Raw genomic sequence first — 18,917 nt, 5'->3', positions numbered from 1 at the left:
CAGGCGCGATTGTGAACAACGAAGGTAGAAACTGATCAAATTTTTTTATAAAAACAAAACTTAAATCTGCGGGAGAAGAATCCATTTTGATCAAACTTTATCTCAAAGCTACAACTAGCAGATCAATTGTCTTTTCTAGATCATGCCTGATCGAATCAGTAACAATCCTTAGTAGATTATAATCATTCTGAGCTAGATAATAATGTAGTCAACAGAACAATAATCAATGCTTTTGGAATTTTAGAAGTGGTATTCATTGGATTAGGACAGTGAAACTAAACAAGGTGGGAGAGCGTTAAAGTCTGACAGACAAGCATTAGGGGTTCGAGCCCCCTTGGCTCCACCATACATAAGCGGTGTGCTAGACAATAGGATTGGACCAAACCTTCCAAAGGATTACATGCAGTTTGCTAACAAGGAGATATTGACAATTTGATCCTTCATTTTGTTTGGAACCATCATACTTGAAATGTTACTTTGTTAACTCGCGACAGTAACGCGGAGAAAACAAGGCGGTAGGGAACATATTCGAGGATTCTGATAACGAACGTATTAAGGTAATAAATTAAAAGGCCCGCCGGGGTGTGAAAAACCAAGCGGGTTTTGTTTTGTCACGTAATAATTGCTAGTATAAAAATGAACGCCACGAAAATTAAAATATCCTTCGCATCTTTCGTCCAGACTTTAGTACTTACATATATATGAGGCTTATCTTTTAGTGGTCGTAACTCTATTTCCGTTAAAATTGATGGATGGCCTGTTTTTGGTTTTTTTTCTGCTTTCTGATTCAATTGCGGGCTTAAATCTTTTCGACTGATGAATCTGCCGTTCTCGTCTCTCCGTATTGGTTTCATTTCTACTAACGTCTGCAAATCGTTCTGATCCTCTTGGCTCCACAATTCCAACACTTTCATTACTAATTTCTTTTCTTTTTTGGTTAATGTTTTCATTGACGTCACCTTCCCTTCCCTTTCGATTCCAGCTACTCTCCCGCCATGGACCGCCGTCGGTTTCCCGTTGCCACGGGGGAGGGGGGAGATTGACGTCTGTCTTTTTACGCGAATTAATTTGTGCCACAAACACCGCGGAGAAAGGGGCTGAAAAAAGCGCCAGTCGAATTACTTGGTTCCGATCGAGGCCAGATGCTTTTGCGACTCCTTCGATCCAATTGCGAAAACAATCGTCCATACGCACGGTCGGTCGATACATATTAAATCAATCCCTCGTATGTCGGACTTTCCTCTTCCATCGAAATATATTTTTTTACGACACCCCCGGAAACTCTATCCTTGTAAATGAGCCGTTTTACATATGCCGAAAAGTTCGTTCTCTTCTTCGCGTGTTCCAAATCTGCTAACTGATCCGGATCGGCAACGTTAAATGCTACGCTTTTTATTTTTATTTTCTTCATATATACCCCTCCCGATATTATAGAAAGCCACTGCATTCGCGAAAATAGGGTTGACTATCGTTTCCGCGCCGTTTTCCTTGATAACCGGATTCATTACCTGCGCGTTAGGATAGTGCCTTTTTATCGCAGCTTCCACGCTTTCTGCGGCACCCCCGACTAAATATACATCGTCTACTTTCTTCCATCGTTTCGACGTATGCGAATATATTCCTCGTGCTAATTCATCGAGGTCATCCGTCTTAATCGTTTCCATTCCGAAAGGCAGCGTAAAGGAATCTTTATTCAAGTAACGCTTATCAACGAGCGTCGCACAATTTACCGTGGCGCTCCCGATGTCTATGATTCTTACTTTCCCGCTTACCGGCGCACTCCAAAACGCAGCGCCTCCTTCCGCAGCGATTTCGCAATTTCTTACGATGAATGTTCTTGTAATCTCGTTAACTGTAATCGTGTGCTTTCCGATAACCATCGCCTTAATAGCGTTCTTCTCGGCGGGCATGTGCATACTTATGGGCTGACCGACCACCACTTGATATTCCTCACAATCCCCGCAGCGATGTAATCCGAGCAATAGTCTAATGAGCGCGTCCTCATGCGCTTTCGATTCGCCCATGATAGATCCGCCGAAGTCACTTTCCTGCGCCAATGTTCCCGCGAACCCGCGCCGACCTTCATATTCAAATACCATGTCGTACATTCCATGTGTGTTCTCGAGGTTCCGTTCTTGATATTCTCCAATGGCAGACGGGAACTTCGCCAACCCCAACGAGCACATAATCTTTGTTTCGCTGTTTCCCCAATCGTAACCAACAATCATGCGAACACCTCCCGTAGTAATTAAGCAGTTATTAACCGTTGTTTTTTTCGTCACTCTATTATTACGTGGTTAATAAGGTTTGATAGATACCTATGCCCACTTGCTCGTCCAACATTCCGATTTTTATAGATACAAGGTTGTATACTTTTCGGATTATTTGGCAAGGGTTCTTAAAAAGGAGGTGGCCCAAATGTTTGGATTATTAGGGCTTGGTAAGCGGAGGTCGGCGTTTGGGGAACTGTTGGACGCGAAGGGAATTACACAAAGGGAATTTGCAAAGAAATCAAAAATACATGAGGACACTTTAACCCGGATGTGTAACGAGGATAAGTACGAGCCATCATCGAAAGTTTACCGAAAGGCACAACGCGGACTAGACAAACTAGGACTCAACGAGGATATTACAGATTACTTTAATTAATGTTATTCATGTCATTTAATTAAAAGAAAGGCTTTTTCAGGGGCTGGAGCAGCATTCCTTGCTTTATATCGGCTAAATTAGAATATGATGGAAGAATTATTACGGAAGCTGTTGGTTTAGAAACTCATGTTCTAGGTGCAGGTTTCGTAACTGGTGAAGGTAGTATAAATCATCACACAGTCTTTGGGAAAACCCTAATTTGTGTAGAAGAAGTAGCAAAAATGTATTATGTACCAGTTATCGTGATTTGCGGCAGTATTAGTCAGGACCTGTGAAGCAATATATGACGTAGGAATCGATGCTGTTTTTAGTTCGCTTATATTGATTGTGATTACAGCCACAAGTTTTTACCACCCTTGCCATCCTTTTTACCAATGATAAATTGCCCGTACAATAATAAGTACCAAAAATATGCATTTGAGTGAATTACATTCAAAACATTGTCGGGTCAAAAATAGTTTCCATATTTATATTATATCGGTTAAATTTACATTTACCTTTCGGGTTATTTATTCTATTACTAAATATATAAATGTTCTACGGATGAATAATTTGTAATGTGAATTTAGGATAGGGAAAAATAAGTAGGTAGTTGAAATCGACTTACAAAAATAAAGTAACTTATCTTGAATTAATAATATACTTTATGATAGTATATGAATTAGAAATAATTAATAAATAATTGGAGGAGAATTTGATGAATAACAAACATGAAATCGGTACATTATTATTACGAGTTGTGTTAGGGATTGTATTTTTAGCTCATGGGTCTGATAAGTTTCTAGGTGGGATCGAAAATACAGTAGGTTGGTTTGATAGTGTTGGTGTACCAGGTTTTCTCGCTTACGTTGTTGCGACAATTGAACTGGTCGGAGGCATCGCATTAATTTTAGGGATAGGAACTCGAATAGTTTCTGTATTATTGGCACTTATATTAATTGGAGCCATTATTAGAGTGCAATTAGCAGTAGGCTTCTTAGGTGGATATGCTTACGATCTTGTATTACTTATCGTATCCGTTCACTTGTTATTAAATGGGAGCAAGTTATTTTCTCTTGGTCAACTTTTCTTTAGAGGTCAAGAAAACAAAAATTCATTTGGAAAGTCAGCTTAATATTCTCTAATTCAAGAATAATGGAATTGAGACTTGTAATAAAGTATCCTAACAAAGGGAAAAAGAACATAAGAACATTGAAAATAAGTGATTTTCAATGGAGGTGGTTCTTATTAAAGTTAGTAAATAATAATTCAAGGAAGAAAAGTAGGTGTAGTACTGTGGGATTTTTAGAAAAACTATTTGGAAATACAAAGGAGACGAATGACATGTCAAATGTTAAATTAGCAGTTATCTATTACAGTTCAACAGGAACAAACTATCAATTAGCAAAGTGGGCTGAATCTGGTGGTAAAGCAGCAGGTGCAGAAGTTAAAGTATTAAAAGCACCTGAACTTGCTCCGCAAGCAGCAATTGATTCCAACCCAGCTTGGAAAGCCCATGTGGAAGAAACGAAAGATGTTCCGGAAGCAACACTAGATGACCTTGAATGGGCCGATGCCATTGTCTTCAGTGTACCGACAAGATTTGGTAACATGCCTGCACAAATGAAACAATTCATCGATACAACTGGTGGTCTTTGGTTTAATGGCAAACTTGCAAACAAGGCAGTAAGTGCTATGTCTTCTGCAAGCAACGCGCATGGCGGACAGGAAGCAACGATTCTTGCCCTTTATAACACAATGCATCATTGGGGTTCGATCATCGCTTCTCCTGGTTACACAGACCCAGTTCAATTTACTTCAGGTGGTAACCCATACGGAGTAAGCGTAACAGTAGGTCAAGACGGTAATATGCAAGAGGATGTAGAAGAAGCTGTAAAATACCAAGCAAAGCGTACAGTACAGGTAGCAGAGTGGATTAAAAAAGGCAATCAATAAATGAAACAATACTTATCGTTTTTTCCGATTGTTTCTTACTTATAAAATGATTGATGAAATATTGAATATAACACTTAAGTGAATTTGCGACAAATGTAGTGAACGTTTTTATAGGGGCAATAGGGTGTCGCTAAAAGCTCAATTATATATGACCTTTTGAGACAGTCAATTTTTATTATTATGTTTTTGACTAACAATAAGTTAACTGTTTTGCACCCTAACAATTTTTATTTATAAATTGTGGAAACATTCAAAAAAGATGCGTTTAGTTTAACAAGCCACCTAAAAAGCCGATTCCTTAACAAGGAATCGGCTTTTTATTAGTGTACAAAATACAAAATTTTCTGAAGTGTTACTGGTCCCCCCTTATTTAGTAAAGTTAATTAGCTTATTTTGCTCAATCTTTATTTCATTCTACTGGGATCATGTTTATCGATCTGATAAATTCATGATCCTTAACATGGGTTAAATTGGATAGGTTACGCTTAATTGGACAATAAAGTTAAGGTCATATAAACTTGGTTAAAATAAAAACTGAGGAGAGTAAATATGACTAAGAGAGAAAGACGGACATTCTCAAAAGAGTTTAAAGCGCAAATGGTCCAGTTGCATGATGCTGGAAAGTCCAGAGCGGAAATAATCAAAGAATACAAGTTAACGTCATCTACCTTTGACAGATGGGTACAGCAGCATCGAGATAGCGGATCATTTGAAGAAAAGGACAACCGTTCGCCTGAACAAGAAGAGATGATCAGGTTGCGGAAAGAGAATCAAAAGCTAGCCATGGAGAATGATATTTTAAAACAAGCCGCGCTGATCATGGGACGAAAGTAGATGTGATTCGAAACAATACCCACAAATACTCGGTATCAGCAATGTGCGACGTCCTCCAACTTGCCCGAAGTACGTATTATTATGAAGCGAAAATTCGAGACAAAAAAGACGAAGAATTACCGGAATTAATCCTAAATATATTCAAGGAAAGCCGGGATAACTTTGGTCAACGAAAAATTAAGATCGAACTAGAAAAGAGGAAGTGGACGGTTTCTCGACGACGTATTGGGAGAATCATGAAAGAACAGGGACTTGTTTCAAAATATACTGTCGCTCAATTTAAGCCATCTCGTACGTCTTGTAACGAATCTGAAGTAGGAAATACATTAAATCGAGAATTCAACCAAGAGGAAGAACTCAATGTAATTGTGAGTGACTTAACCTTCGTTCGTGTCAATCAAAAATGGCACTATATCTGTGTTTTAGTAGACTTATATAACCGAGAAATTATTGGACACAGTGCAGGACCTAAAAAGACCGCTGGGTTAGTTCAGCGTGCCTTTGCATCGGTGCCGTACAATCTACATCGTTTTAAATTGTTTCACACGGATCGAGGCAGCGAGTTTAAGAACCAACTCATCGACCAGGCCCTAGAAACCTTTGGTATTGAGAGATCGCTTAGTAATAAAGGAACTCCCTATGATAACGCCGTCGCTGAAGCCACTTTTAAGACCATCAAAATAGAGTTCGTTCAAGGTGCGGTTTTCGCTAACCAACACGAACTTGACCTTCAACTGTTTGATTATATTCACTGGTTTAATCATATTCGAATTCACGGATCACTAGATTACTTGTCACCCATCGAATACAAGTTAAGAGACCTTAAAAAGATTGTTTGATTTAGTGTTGACATTCCAAATAGCGTTAAATAGGTGTGGACTATTTTACGCTCACGTAATTTGTTCAGTTAGTTCATCAATAGTACTATCTAATTCATCTATATAACTCAGATTCCGCGCAGACATCTCGCACACAGAATTTCTCCATAAATGCAAATGAATTATTTGGAAACTTGAGGAATTTATCACTGTTATTGTAAAAAAACAAATACAATTTGATCAATCTTTGTTATAAATTATGTCTTTGAATTGCTATTGTTAGGTACATTGACAAATCAGGTATGTGATTTATTACATATCTCTTAGAAAATGTTTGAACTTCACTGAGCGGATCATCAGTCGTTTTTTCTTTTAAATAGTTATAGATTATATTATGAGATTTTCGAAACAAGATTAAAAATAGTACTTCAAATAGGGGAGGAAACAAAAGCATTGCAAGAGGTATTGCAATGAAGGAAGAGGAAAATAAATTGGTTTAACCCTAGTCCGTCAAATGACTGCCTCTTACTTTTATTTGTCAAATATATCTCCTGAATTTCTGGATGCACTCTTTTATCTCTTACCTGGGAAAATTGCCTTTTGATGTCTAAACTTGCTTAGCGTATGTTTTCCGGGTTTTGTTACCGGGCCCCAAAATATGGCAATCATCATAAAAAAAAGAGGTCGAAGACATCGTGCACAAAGTAATGATCGAACCTCATTGCAGCTATTGAAGGATAGTTATTTAAGTAACAAAGAATTTCCCCAGGATATATATGTCATTTAACTAGACATCGGTAGAACACATAAAGATAGTTAACCGAATTCCCGCTCCTTTCCATATGCATAGGAATGATGAAGGTCCTAAGCGCCACGGTCTACGACCGTATAAAGAAGTAAATAGGAAAAGAAAAAGAAAAGATAAGGAATGAAAAAGAAGAAAAAAAGAAAGCAATGGGAAGGGAAGAAGAGTAGCATCAAGAGGAAGCTGATACATATATGGAGCAGCTATATTATTCATAAGTGCTCTAGCGATGTGTGGTATAATGACATATAGAAAGGCGGGGATTCGCTTGAATAGACTCACTCAAAAAGATCTCTTTTCCTTAGTTATATTTCAACACCTATCTGCGCAGGAGGATTACCCAGCCAATATGGTTTCCTCTCTCGAAAAGAAAATTACCCACCGTCCTATTAACCGACGACATTTTTATACTACCGTCACCCAGTTAGAAAAACAATCCTTAATACGTCTTTCTCATGTTGAAGGTAAACGAATCTATTACGCCCTCACTGAAAATGGACACCAAGCCTATACGCATTACACCGATTCCTTGCAACCTAGCATGTCCGCATTAAAACAAACGAATGACCGTTTACTTCGTGTGATGTTAAATAAATCCCTTCATCCATACCCAGCTGTTCCATTGAAAATAACCTATCGGTCCTTTTTTAGCCGTATTTTTTCCGTGAAAGATATTATTCGGTACTATACATTGAAATCATTGCTCAAGACCAAGAGGGTTTATATCGCTGAAATGAAGGATCTTATCGAAAACGATCTAGGCTGGGGAGCCACTGAAGGGTATTTCTATGATATTGCTCACGAAATGGAATCTAATTATTTAATAACTGGCCAATGGTTGGATGATAGGCGAACCAAAAAATATTACCAAATTACGGATGATGGGGCTTATCACTTCAAAGAAATTGAACAATCTCTTATGGAATCATCAAAGCAAAACAACCACTACTTAACAGAGTGTTTACACTTGTTAACTAACAACAAATAAAGGTCTGTTTTTTCTTCTAAGACATGCCATGATACACACAAGAATAATAGGATTCTTCGATCTTTTATTTTGTGATAGGCAAATCAGGTCTAAGCATGTTAGAATAGTGGTAATTAAATCACGTCAACAGGAAGCTCCTGAAACGTTCGCATCTCATTGTGAATTTTTTTAGGAGTTTTTTGCGTTCAAAAGGAGGAGAAAAATGGTATTTATGCAAATTAATGCGATTCATCAGCGAGAAGAATCATCTTTGGAGCAATTAATCGTAGCCTTTCTTTTAGGGGAAGGGGACATTATTCGTTCAAATGAAAACGACTATATTCTTTTATCTGATATAGTGCCATCTAATCAACCTTATATTTATCATTTACTAGAAGACGATATCAAAACATCCTCTTCTTTAATATCGTACGAATTAAAGGATGATCAAGTAACCCTACATGTCGAAGAGTCTCTTATAAAACCCTATTACGATACCTGGTATCAAGGAGACGTAAAAGCCTACCAAACTATATCGTATCGTCGCAAAATCGTCCATCTCCACTTTCACTAAAAATTATGTCACCCTATATCTTAAAAAATATCTTGATATTGAATTATTTCCTTACAATGATTCGAAAATCTTTCGTGCTTTTAAAATTGATCAATTATCTCTCAAAATGAAAACACAGGCTTCCGTTAGGAACTTGGCACACTACTTTCAAATGATGACCACGAACGATATAAAAAAATGCAAAGAACGGAACGAAAGGAACGAAAACATGGAACATACCTTTTATAAAGGGATCACAATTGCAATGGCAACCATTCTCCTATCCGGTTGTTTTACTTCCCCACTTGAACGTGAATTGGAAGAAGTAAAACAAAAAGAGCTCGACAAGCAAAAGCAAGAACACCCTAACGTAGAGTATGCCGAATCTCTAAAACAAAACAAGTCTATTGAACAATTACTTGATGAAGAAGAAAAAGAGGATTTTGACGATCCGGAAGAATTTTCTCACTTTTTAAGCGAGGTTCTTTTAGATTTCCGTATGGTAGAAATCACCCCCGATGAACTGATTACTTTTATGCAATCATTCGGTTCAGAAGAGTATGTGGAAGACATTGAAAATAACCACGTCTCAACCCAGTTATTTAGGGAAATTCAAGATCACTATGAGGCAAATACATTAAACCTCATTGAACAGAAAATTTCTGTCCTACATTTTAATGAACAGCACGATGAGGCCACCTTTTTTAGACAAATCACTTCTTACCATAGTGATCCTGAATATTATCAGACAAACATCATATTAGAAGATGACGTGTGGAAATTTGACGATAACAGGGAAACAGTTAATAAACAATTTACGGAATCTTATACCAGTGAAGAAGAGGCAGGGGATACTTATGAGTAGTACATTAAATCAAGAAGCCGTTAGCCAAAGGGTAGCTAATCATTATAATGACGATGAACAATTTTTAAAATATTTCTCATTTCTCATGGACTTTTATTTCCACCGATTTGGTCATTATATACGAGCAAAAGAGGAGAGAAATGATTTTCAAAATTCATTCATTGAATATATGAAAAATGTCATCGAAACCGGCTATTATATGGGAGATCAGTTTTTATCACACGATGAAACAAATATACCGGATGACTTTCTAATTCGCCCGGAAGGGTTAATTCAGGAGTTAATTATTCAACCTCTTGATGAAGCTACAAATGGCTTTGACCAAGCTATTACCACAGATGTAACAGGAACATATGAAGCAGCATTGATTGACCAACACAAAAATGTAGCCACCGACATTTTTCAAGCTCGTTCCGAGCTCGCTTATTTTGGTGTTTGGTTAGCCTTTAAAGATGAAAGAGACAACCGTAATATTCATGAAGTGGAAGAACCCGAAGGTGATATGATTGGATACCTCCATCGCATTGATGATCTTTTTCATACAGATCCTAAAAAATACTTTCATTGCTTAACAAAAAATGAAACATCAGAAACCTGGCAATTAACGCCTTCTAACAAAATGGATAATCAACAAATGAACTTAGGTTTATTGATCATACAACACATTCCAAAGGAGCGTCTATCAAAGTTAAACGATTTATTACCTTCACTCATTGACCAGGAAACAAATAGGTCAGAACTGAAAGAGACAATCTTAATTAATCTTAAGTTTCACCACTCGATACGACCAAAAGAACAGATAATTATTTCTCAACAATTACAAGAAAAGGTTTCTGATTATGAACATTAATTATTCTAGCATTGTTCTCAATTATAGCATCTCTGAGGAATTTTATACGCTTGTAGACAAGGAAAAATAAACATTGTAGCATCTACATTTCCTGATTTCTACCGGTTATAAGAATACTTAAACTCTTCTGTAACAATAGCTTTAGGTTAACCAATAGCAACTCCACTTTGCAGAGCCATATCAATTCCTTCAACTATTTGATGCAAGAGTTGAACAAGGAGTGAAGTTACAGACTATTCCAATTGTAATTGACGTAGCTAACTAATTCTTATTCAAGCATTTTCCCTAACGGCTTATAAATTTGATCGATCAATTCGGTCGGGCCAGGCATTTCCGGAAAAAAGATAAGGAGAACAGCAAGAATCCAACTCATAGCTGAGAGGACAACAAATGTATACTTCTCCTTTTTTTGCTTTTGATTCATTTTCGGCCATTCATACAAAAACATAAGAACTATCACGAAAGTAACACTTAAAACCATAAGCCCTTTCACTCTTCTTTCACCTCTTTTTCTGGCCCCCCTAGAGGTGCAACGGAATTACCAGGTCGTTGGACGTGTACTTCGATTTCATAAACAATCTCAATCTCCGGAAAAATTTTATCCCAATTATCTTTCGCTGTTTGCCACTTTTTCGTGTATTCACGCTGAAAAATAGTATGAAATGTAAAAATGTCAACTCTCATTTCTTTTTGTACCTTATCGACTGCTTTCTTTATTCTCTCTTCTATCGATTTCTCTAATTCCTTTTCGAGCATCTTAATAAAATCTGGATTTCTTAAATCTAAGTTACTGGCATTTTGAATAATATCACCCTCAACTTCGGCTTTAACAGTCATTTTCCAATTATCGTTCTCAATGTGTGGAATCAGTTCTGTCTGGGAACGTATCATTTCCATAGAAACTTTACCTTCTCCTTCATCTTCTGGAACATTAACCGTAACGGTGGCATATTGAATCTCATCTCGTAGCCATAATAACCCTCTTGTGACTTCACTATTTAAGGAACCTATCATTTTAGCGTCTTTAAACACAGCGGTACCGCTCAACTTTATTTGAGTTTTATCCTCCATTTTCCCTTTTTCTTTTTCTGAGGGAATGCCCTCAATCATCGGCAAAGCGGCTCCCCCAGTCTCACTTTTCAACATTTGCAACAAATCCTTCATTGTCACTTCCATCCCAATTTGAAACTGAGCTAATTCTTTTATTGTGTCAGAGGTACTATCTTCAAGATGCGGAAGACTTGAGATAAGGTCTTTAGCTGTTCCTTTACTAACAAAAATCTGGTTTCTTAAACGGGCTTTCGGTAACCTCCCAAAGAAGTCGGCGTGTTCCTGTATTCCCTGTTCAGCCAGTTTTTCTCCAATTACAGTAGCCTCCGCATGCCCCCAAATTAAAAAACGGGCAATTTTTTCCTGTAGCTTTGATCTAGCATCCGCCATCGTAACGCCTGTAGCTGATTCAACAAACGTTGTTCGCGCCCCTCCACCACCTCCACCTTCTTTTAATTTACCAGCCAACTCTTCCGGCATGACAATTTCAACCGATAGCTCTATTTCCTTTTCATCCGTATAATCGATCCCTGTACTTAAGACGATGGCTATATCATTTACTTCCAGACGATCCCAACAGCCAGTGAGCGGAAAAAAAGCAGTACACAGGAGGAGTATAATGACAATTTTTTTTATTACCTTGCATGTAAAAAAGTTAATCATCCTTGGACTTCTCCCTTTTGCTCCAATTTTTCCGTAAAAAAACAATCAATAATAAGAGAATAGGCAATACAACTAGTATAGAAAATAAGTAAAAGTTAGATGACGTCGCGAGAAATTTTTTCATTTCTGTTAGATTAGGTGCTGACCAGCGTGCAAAAAGAACTAAAAGAAAACCAACTGGTAAAATAACTGATTTGTATTCTGAGAGCTTTAACCACTGAGCCGTACCTAGAGATAAGACGTAATAGAACACAGAAATTTTAATAAATGCTCCTGAAATCCAAATGGCCATGATAATAGATTCCAAGTGTGCAAAAAATTCAGCAACTTCTATATATTTCCCAGCACTCATGACTGGATAAAGGAGATCGGCTGTGATTTCACCAAATAAAAAAAGAGCTGTTAAATTAGTAAGAACCATAAGTAGCAACACACTAAGGACGGAGAGATTTCCCCATTTTAATCCTTTTTTTTGATCCGTTAAATAAGGAAGCATAAAAGCGATGAGAAAAAATTCACTATACAAAGCTACTGGAGAAGCTGCTCCCAAAATAGAAGGCATAACACCCTCTTCGAATACGGGAAGCATATTGGTTGGCTCTAATTCTGTAGTAAGGAAAAAAACAATCATTAAATAGAGTAAAACAACAATTGGGACAAAGAGTTCAGCCGTTCTGGCGATCACCTCCAAACCACCACGAACAGCAAAAGCACAAACGAGTACCATACTAGCAAATATGACTACTCGTGGAGTTTCCTTAAAAAAATTCCCCATAACAAACTCAGCATATTCTCTTATAATAAGCCCATTTACATGCAGAAAAAAAAATAAATATAAAAAACCAATAACCTTTCCAGGTATAAGACCAACAATATGCTCACTATATTCTATAATCGTTTCTTTAGGATAGTGTCTATGTAATTGATAAGCGATGAACACTACCAAAAACCCAATGGAAGAAGCCCATAAAGGCGATACCCACATATCACGTCCCGCTTTTGCTCCTGTCATCGAAGGAACTAATAGCAGTGAAGTAGCGATTATGGTCGGAATCATCATGAGCGCCATCTGAGCAGATGAAATTTTTCCTTTTTCAATCATTTATTCCCCACCTTTCGTTGGATCTGGTTTTTGATCGGGAGCTTCCCGGTATTTGTTATAGTCTCCTGTTAAATGAGGACGTGATGTATGAGCCCATCTTGGAAGACGCACCATGACATCTTTCATATCCCGAGCTTTCATTGGAGCCATTGGCGACAAATAAGGCACTCCAAACGAACGCAATGTACATAAATGCGTGACAATGGCAATAATACCAAGCATAATCCCTAATAAACCTAATATTCCCGCTAAAATCAGCATAGGAAAACGCAACATTCTTAAGGCCATTCCCGCATTATAGCGGGGAACAGAAAAGGAAGCGATTCCCGTCAAAGCCACAACCATGACCATTGGAGCAGATACAATCCCTGCTTCGACTGCCGCTTGTCCGATAACTAACGCCCCGACAATACTAACTGCGGCCCCAATCTGTTTCGGTAAACGAAGTCCGGCCTCACGTAAGGCTTCGAACATAACCTCCATCAAGAACGCTTCAACTAGGGCAGGAAATGGAATCGGTTCACGAGACGCTGCCATGCTAATTAAGAGTGTGGTTGGAACCATTTCATGATGATACGTTAAAATAGCTACATACAGGGAAGGTAGTAAAAGAGACATCACAATAAATAAATAGCGCAGCCAGCGAATAGCTGTACTCAACATCGGACGCTGGTAATAATCTTCTGATGCTTGCATCAGAGAATAAAAGGTAGTAGGAACAACGAGCACAAACGGTGTGCCATCAACTAAGATTGCTACATGACCTTCTAATAAATAAGACGAGATAACATCGACCCGTTCTGAATTTAATACTTGTGGAAAAGGAGAATAAGGGTTATCCTCAATAAACTCCTCAATATATGAGCTCTCCAAAATACCGTCGATATCAATTCTGTTTAACCGGTTTTTTGCTTCATCGATCAATGTTTGTTCTGCTACCCCATCAATATAAGAAAGTACTACACTTGTTTTTGTTAAACACCCCAATTCCATTTCTTCCATTTTTAACTTTGGACTTCTAATCTTACGGCGAAGAAGAGCGATATTTACTCCAATTGATTCAATAAATCCTTCACGCGGTCCTCGTACGACGGATTCAGCTGATGGCTCTTCAATAGCTCTTTTTTCCCATTTAGCTAAAGCTACGGAGAACCCGCGATCCTTTTGATCGATAAGTATTACTGGGTTTCCTGAAGAGATTTGATTGATCACATCGGAAAAGGATTGTACTTCTTTGATATTGGATACAGAGATTTTTTTTTCGGAAAATGATGTCGAGCTATCCGATTGTTGATCGGTTTGTTTGTTTGACTGCTGTTCTTCTGATTTTTTCATAAGTGGTATAAGAACATTATCGTTAAGTTCTTCAATATTGGATAACCCTTCTATATACAGTAAGACTGCTTTATCCTTTCCCTCTATTAAAAAGGAGCGAAAGACCACATCTGAACAATTTTCATAAATAGAACGTAGTGCAGTAATGTTTTCATCTAAATCACTAGCTAGAGCATTTTGTAAATTAGATTGCTTCGTTTCTTGAGACTGGGTAAGTTCGTTTTTTTTAATTAATTGTTCAAGATTTTTGATTTTCCTCCAATTTCTCCGCAAACCTAACAACCCCTTGAAATGTTATCAATTGTTGTTTACTTTGCCACCAATGAAGGAAATTTATGTATAAACTAGAACCCCTTCCTATTTATCGAAAAATGTTTTTAGGGAATGTGGGATAATAATTATCAAGAAACATAACCACTATTAATAATCTAGGTCAAACACATTAATTGGAACTTCATTAGGGTAACTTCGGCAGTAACCGATCTGTCAATTGCTCATGTGACTACAACCTACATTCTATATGTCTCTTCTTATCCTATTTTCGCAGGATCAATGATTACGAATCCCTGGGAGGACTCTTTGAGGAGATCAAAGATGAGATGGTAGAAAAAACCTGGCCCAACGCTTATGAGGAATGTTTGATGAACGTTTACAAGTTGTGATCACAGCTATTTCCGAATCAGGAATAGTTGATTTAAACGCATTCAAAGAATCCGAAGAGTATGAATACATTAAGGACCTTTTCGAAGTTACTTTTTTGGGAAATCAGCTATTTGAGAGCGATCATGCTGCTTAAGGTCACGATATGGAATAATGCCGCAGTCCTATCAAATCAACGGGTACCGGCCAAAGAAACTGGTTAAAATCCAGTTTTAGGGGTGCGAAACTCAAGGAGCAACTTCCGCGTTTTGATAGTAACGTTGTAATTTGATATCGCATTATACAGCTAAGTGATAGAAATGTTTTGTTTGTATTGAGTCAAAGACTACGAAAGCTTATGCTGATTGCCCTATTTTTTTTGGATAGGCGTTCGAATATGCCAAAGGCTGGGCTCTTTTTCAAGTCGTCACCCTTTGAGAATGGCTTTGTTTGTTGATTAATCCCTGCCTGAGTGAGTTTTGTTATGGACTATGAATAATTCAGGATAAATAGCAAAAGATATCAAGAGTGAAATTATATTGACAAATAAAAGGATTTTGACTGTATTAAGAAACCTATTTCATATTATGGAAACCTGAGTGTTCAGGAGGTCGAAAATGAGAAAGATCACTGGAAAATTATTAGAATAGTCTGACTTATATTTTGTCCTTTACTTGGATATTTAAGCAAAACTATGAGGGGGTAAGCACTACACCATAATATGGGGGTAAATTCAAAAGATTTTAGTCATGTGAAATGATTGTATGGTTATTCTAAAAAAGATTTTTCTACTCCTAATAACCAAATCCAGTCAATTTTTTTGAAAAACTATAGAAATGAAGGGAGAGATAGACTATGTTTTATAAAAAATACAAGATAGCGACGGCAAGTGTAGCTCTCGTCGGACTGTTAGCAGCTTGTGGCGTAGATACAGACACGAATGAAGGTGAAAGTGGTGAGGCAGATGAACTCGAGTTTACATTGACTCATATTACTCAAACTTCACATGGATGGCATGAAACCGCAGAGAAGTTCAATGAAGAACTACAAGAATTATCTGACGGACGCATGAGTGTAAATATTTATCCGGCTGGTGCAATAGGTGATGAACAAGATATGCTTCAACAAATGGAAACAGGTGAAATCGACTTTGGATTTATTACAAACGCCTACATGAGTTCCAGAGTAGAAAGTTTTAATGCTTGGTTCATGCCTTTTGTATTTGATGATTTAGAAGAAGCGGTAGCAGCTAGGGACATTGAGCCGGCACAAGACATGTTAAAGGAATTAAGTGATCAAGGATTTATTGGCATGGACTTTTTATTCGCTGGTAATCGTCACATTTTAACCACAGAAAAAGAGGTATCAACTCCTGAAGACTTGGCTGGTGAACAAATTAGAATTACAGGTGGCCCTGCAATTCAAAGTTTTTGGGAAGAAATAGGAGCTGGACCAATTGCGATGCCTTTACCAGAAGTCTATACCTCTCTTCAAACAGGGGTTATTGATGGTATTGATATTGATTTAGATGCTTTGATTACTGAGAACTTATATGAAACTGCGGACCATTTAGCACTCTCCAATCATATGACATGGCCCGCCGTAGTCATGATGAGTGAGTTGTCTCACGATGCTTTATCTGCAGAAGATCAAGAGATTGTTAAGGAGGCAATGAAAAACGCTATTGACTGGGGCGTTGAAGATGCCATTACAAGAGAAGAATCAAATTTAGAAGAAGCTGAAGAAGTAGGGTTAATTATTAAAGAGTTTGACGATATAGATGCATTCAATGAAGTAAGAGATACTATCCATGAAAGATTTAGTGCAGAGTCGGATATTATCGCTGACTTCTTAGAGATCACAGGGAAATAGACATGACCTTTTTGAAAAAAATCAGTGATTCCATATATTCGGTGGAGAAAATTTTAGCGATTGGGTTATGTCTCCTTATGTTTCTTTCTTTATTTTTAGGAGTGGTTTTTCGTTATGTGTTAAGTTCGCCTTTAATATGGGCAAATGAAATGGCAACGTTTTCCCTTGTTTGGCTAACTTTTATTGGAGGCAGTATGGGAGTAAAACAACAAGAATCTGCTGCTGTGACGTTTTTAGTGGATAAAGTACGCGGAGTAACTCGTAAAATTATCATATCTATGGGGTTGTTTTCCGTAATTGTATTTTCTTTTTTCATGTTGTATGTATGTTACCAATGGTTATCCTCCCCAAATATTGCAGTTCAGCAGTCTACAGCAATGCAAATGCCTATGATCATTCCTTATATTAGTGTTGCAGTAGGATTTGTATTTATTTTCATTCACTCAGTCTATTTATTTAGCGCTAGCCTTTTTGCAGAGGAGGGGGGATAGTCATGATAACAACTTTATTATCCTTTATTGTACTACTATTGTTAAGGGTTCCCATTGCCTTTGTTTTAGGTATGATCACAGTATTGTACATAATATTGACTGGAAGCATAGGAGCATTAGTAACTGTGCCTCAGAGGCTATTTTCTGGCTTAGAAAATTACAGTTTGTTAGCAATCCCTCTATTTATGATGGCTGGCGAAATTATGAATTCAGGGGGTATAACGAAAAGGTTAATTATGTTTGCTCAAGCTTTATTTGGTCATTTTAGAGGAGGTCTAGCCTACGTAAATGTCATATCGAATATGCTTCTTGCTTCCATTATTGGATCGGCCAATGCTCAGATTGCTATGATGAGCCGAACAATGGTTCCTGCTATGGAAAAAGAGGGGTACGATCGTGCGTTTAGTGCCGCAACTACCGCTTCTGCTGGTTTATTAGGACCTATTATTCCACCTAGTATGCTATTTATTATCTATGGTGTCACATCAGGTACTTCTATTGGTTCTATGTTTTTAGCAGGGATTATTCCAGGGATTCTATTGTCCCTGTCTTTTATGGGACTAATCGCTTTTACAGGTTACAAACAACAATGGACAAGTGCTCAAAGGAAGTCACTTAAAGAAGTAGGCAAATCGTTTATTATCGTTATTCCAGCTCTGTCGGTACCGTTAATATTAATCTTGGGGATCATTACTGGCGTTTTTACTCCAACTGAATCTGCAGCTGTAGCTTGCGGTGTGGCATTTATCACAGGTTTTTTCATATACCGTGAATTAAAGTTAAAAGATGTACCTAGAATCATGATAAACACGGCTATAACGACAGCTACTGTCACTTTATTAATAGGGATGGCCAATGTATTTGGATGGTTATTATCTATCGAAAGAATTCCACAGACTTTGGCGGATTGGATGGTCACACTGACAGATCACCCCTTACTATTCTTACTTTTAATAAATGTTTTTTTACTATTAGTTGGGATGGTTTTAGACGGGATAGCAGCGTTGATTATACTCGTACCCATATTCATACCAATTCTAGCCACCTATGGAATAGATCCGATTCACTTTGGGGTAATAATATGTTTGAATCTAGCGATTGGTTTGCTCACTCCGCCAATAGGAGCAGGCTTGTTCATTTCCTCTTCCATAACTAAAGTTAAAATGGAAACATTAGTTAGAGTTAACATGCCATTTTTATTAGTTGCTATAGGAGGTCTATTAGTTATTACGTATTGGCCACAGCTTGTTACTTGGTTACCTGAGCTGTTTTAATTAAAAAAATTTATCACAACTTAAAGAAAGAATTAGTTAGTTTTACGCTAAAAGGAAAACTAAGTATTGGTGTTCTTTAAGATGATGATATTATCGATCAATTTCTAGTCGAACATTTTGGCACCTATCAAAGTGATATTGGTTCCAATCCTAACCAACAGGAACAATATAAGATCTAATAACGCAGTCTAATTTTATAAAAGGAGGGGATTTAA

The 18,917-nt window shown here is 37.5% G+C and carries 19 protein-coding genes and 1 pseudogene; 13 read left to right on the top strand and 7 right to left on the bottom strand.

The genetic code is table 11. From position 1 onward, the window contains the following. Positions 1–611 precede the first annotated feature (611 nt). From ACHABW_RS16150 to ACHABW_RS16140, 3 genes are all read right to left on the bottom strand, one after another. The gene (locus tag ACHABW_RS16150; RefSeq protein WP_435756665.1) at positions 612–950 is read right to left on the bottom strand and encodes a hypothetical protein; all 339 of its coding nucleotides are present in this window, start codon (positions 948–950) and stop codon (positions 612–614) included. A 260-nt stretch (positions 951–1,210) separates the two neighbouring features. Beyond that, positions 1,211–1,411: a hypothetical protein gene (locus ACHABW_RS16145; protein ID WP_435756663.1), complete on the bottom strand. Its 201-nt coding sequence runs from the start codon at positions 1,409–1,411 to the stop codon at positions 1,211–1,213. Further along, on the bottom strand, positions 1,377–2,228 hold the full coding sequence (locus ACHABW_RS16140; protein WP_435756661.1) for a ParM/StbA family protein: 852 nt from the start codon (positions 2,226–2,228) through the stop codon (positions 1,377–1,379). Before ACHABW_RS16140 ends, ACHABW_RS16145 begins: the two co-directional genes overlap by 35 nt. Positions 2,229–2,418: 190 nt before the next feature. Between ACHABW_RS16140 and ACHABW_RS16135 the strand changes: the two genes are divergently transcribed. The 9 genes from ACHABW_RS16135 to ACHABW_RS16095 all read left to right on the top strand — a co-directional run bounded on the left by ACHABW_RS16135 (position 2,419) and on the right by ACHABW_RS16095 (position 10,276). Then, positions 2,419–2,649, top strand: coding sequence for a helix-turn-helix domain-containing protein (locus tag ACHABW_RS16135; RefSeq protein ID WP_435756659.1), 231 nt, complete (start codon positions 2,419–2,421; stop codon positions 2,647–2,649). Positions 2,650–2,702: 53 nt separating this feature from the next. Beyond that, complete coding sequence (locus tag ACHABW_RS16130) at positions 2,703–2,924, top strand: glycerate kinase (RefSeq protein ID WP_435756669.1); 222 nt, start codon at positions 2,703–2,705, stop codon at positions 2,922–2,924. Positions 2,925–3,346: 422 nt separating this feature from the next. Next, on the top strand, positions 3,347–3,763 hold the full coding sequence (locus ACHABW_RS16125) for a DoxX family protein (RefSeq protein WP_435756657.1): 417 nt from the start codon (positions 3,347–3,349) through the stop codon (positions 3,761–3,763). A 209-nt stretch (positions 3,764–3,972) separates the two neighbouring features. Next, positions 3,973–4,584, top strand: coding sequence for an NAD(P)H:quinone oxidoreductase (gene wrbA, locus ACHABW_RS16120; RefSeq protein WP_435756655.1), 612 nt, complete (start codon positions 3,973–3,975; stop codon positions 4,582–4,584). Positions 4,585–5,133: 549 nt separating this feature from the next. Then, a protein-coding gene (locus ACHABW_RS16115; RefSeq protein WP_435756653.1) for an IS3 family transposase occupies positions 5,134–6,257 on the top strand; the annotation gives its coding sequence in 2 pieces (ribosomal slippage) (positions 5,134–5,389 and positions 5,389–6,257; 1,125 coding nt in all). Between the two features lie 1,052 nt (positions 6,258–7,309). Continuing rightward, entirely contained in the window at positions 7,310–8,029 is a 720-nt protein-coding gene (locus ACHABW_RS16110; RefSeq protein ID WP_435756651.1) for a helix-turn-helix transcriptional regulator, read from the top strand. Positions 8,030–8,231: 202 nt separating this feature from the next. After that, positions 8,232–8,582 (top strand): hypothetical protein, encoded by a 351-nt coding sequence (locus ACHABW_RS16105; protein WP_435756649.1) that lies wholly within the window; start codon positions 8,232–8,234, stop codon positions 8,580–8,582. Between the two features lie 208 nt (positions 8,583–8,790). Beyond that, complete coding sequence (locus ACHABW_RS16100) at positions 8,791–9,426, top strand: hypothetical protein (protein ID WP_435756647.1); 636 nt, start codon at positions 8,791–8,793, stop codon at positions 9,424–9,426. Then, positions 9,419–10,276: a hypothetical protein gene (locus ACHABW_RS16095; protein WP_435756645.1), complete on the top strand. Its 858-nt coding sequence runs from the start codon at positions 9,419–9,421 to the stop codon at positions 10,274–10,276. Before ACHABW_RS16100 ends, ACHABW_RS16095 begins: the two co-directional genes overlap by 8 nt. 268 nt (positions 10,277–10,544) lie before the next feature. Here the strand turns inward: ACHABW_RS16095 and ACHABW_RS16090 are convergent, their stop codons facing one another. From ACHABW_RS16090 to ACHABW_RS16075, 4 genes are read right to left on the bottom strand one after another with little or no spacing between them, the layout of a single operon-like run. Further along, positions 10,545–10,769, bottom strand: coding sequence for a hypothetical protein (locus ACHABW_RS16090; RefSeq protein WP_435756643.1), 225 nt, complete (start codon positions 10,767–10,769; stop codon positions 10,545–10,547). Then, positions 10,766–11,989 (bottom strand): Ger(x)C family spore germination protein, encoded by a 1,224-nt coding sequence (locus ACHABW_RS16085; RefSeq protein WP_435756641.1) that lies wholly within the window; start codon positions 11,987–11,989, stop codon positions 10,766–10,768. Before ACHABW_RS16085 ends, ACHABW_RS16090 begins: the two co-directional genes overlap by 4 nt. Further along, a complete protein-coding gene (locus ACHABW_RS16080) occupies positions 11,982–13,091 on the bottom strand; it encodes a GerAB/ArcD/ProY family transporter (protein WP_435756639.1) in 1,110 nt (369 codons plus the stop codon). The genes ACHABW_RS16085 and ACHABW_RS16080 overlap by 8 nt, the downstream gene beginning before the upstream one ends. Next, positions 13,092–14,699, bottom strand: coding sequence for a spore germination protein (locus ACHABW_RS16075; protein ID WP_435756637.1), 1,608 nt, complete (start codon positions 14,697–14,699; stop codon positions 13,092–13,094). Between the two features lie 207 nt (positions 14,700–14,906). On the opposite strand from ACHABW_RS16075, the pseudogene ACHABW_RS16070 reads away from it, so the two are divergent. From ACHABW_RS16070 to ACHABW_RS16055, 4 genes and pseudogenes are all read left to right on the top strand, one after another. Continuing rightward, a pseudogene (locus ACHABW_RS16070) lies at positions 14,907–15,222 on the top strand (IS4 family transposase); the annotation flags it as partial. A 698-nt stretch (positions 15,223–15,920) separates the two neighbouring features. Beyond that, the gene (gene dctP, locus ACHABW_RS16065) at positions 15,921–16,937 is read left to right on the top strand and encodes a TRAP transporter substrate-binding protein DctP (protein ID WP_435756635.1); all 1,017 of its coding nucleotides are present in this window, start codon (positions 15,921–15,923) and stop codon (positions 16,935–16,937) included. Positions 16,938–16,939: 2 nt separating this feature from the next. Further along, the gene (locus ACHABW_RS16060) at positions 16,940–17,428 is read left to right on the top strand and encodes a TRAP transporter small permease (protein ID WP_435756633.1); all 489 of its coding nucleotides are present in this window, start codon (positions 16,940–16,942) and stop codon (positions 17,426–17,428) included. 2 nt (positions 17,429–17,430) lie between these two features. Further along, the gene (locus tag ACHABW_RS16055) at positions 17,431–18,702 is read left to right on the top strand and encodes a TRAP transporter large permease (RefSeq protein WP_435756631.1); all 1,272 of its coding nucleotides are present in this window, start codon (positions 17,431–17,433) and stop codon (positions 18,700–18,702) included. The last annotated feature ends 215 nt before the right edge of the window (positions 18,703–18,917 follow it).

The organism is Salipaludibacillus sp. CF4.18, assembly GCF_051262595.1.
Classification (GTDB): Bacteria; Bacillota; Bacilli; order Bacillales; family Salisediminibacteriaceae; genus Salipaludibacillus; species Salipaludibacillus neizhouensis.
This window is presented reverse-complemented; position numbering and strand designations above follow the sequence as displayed.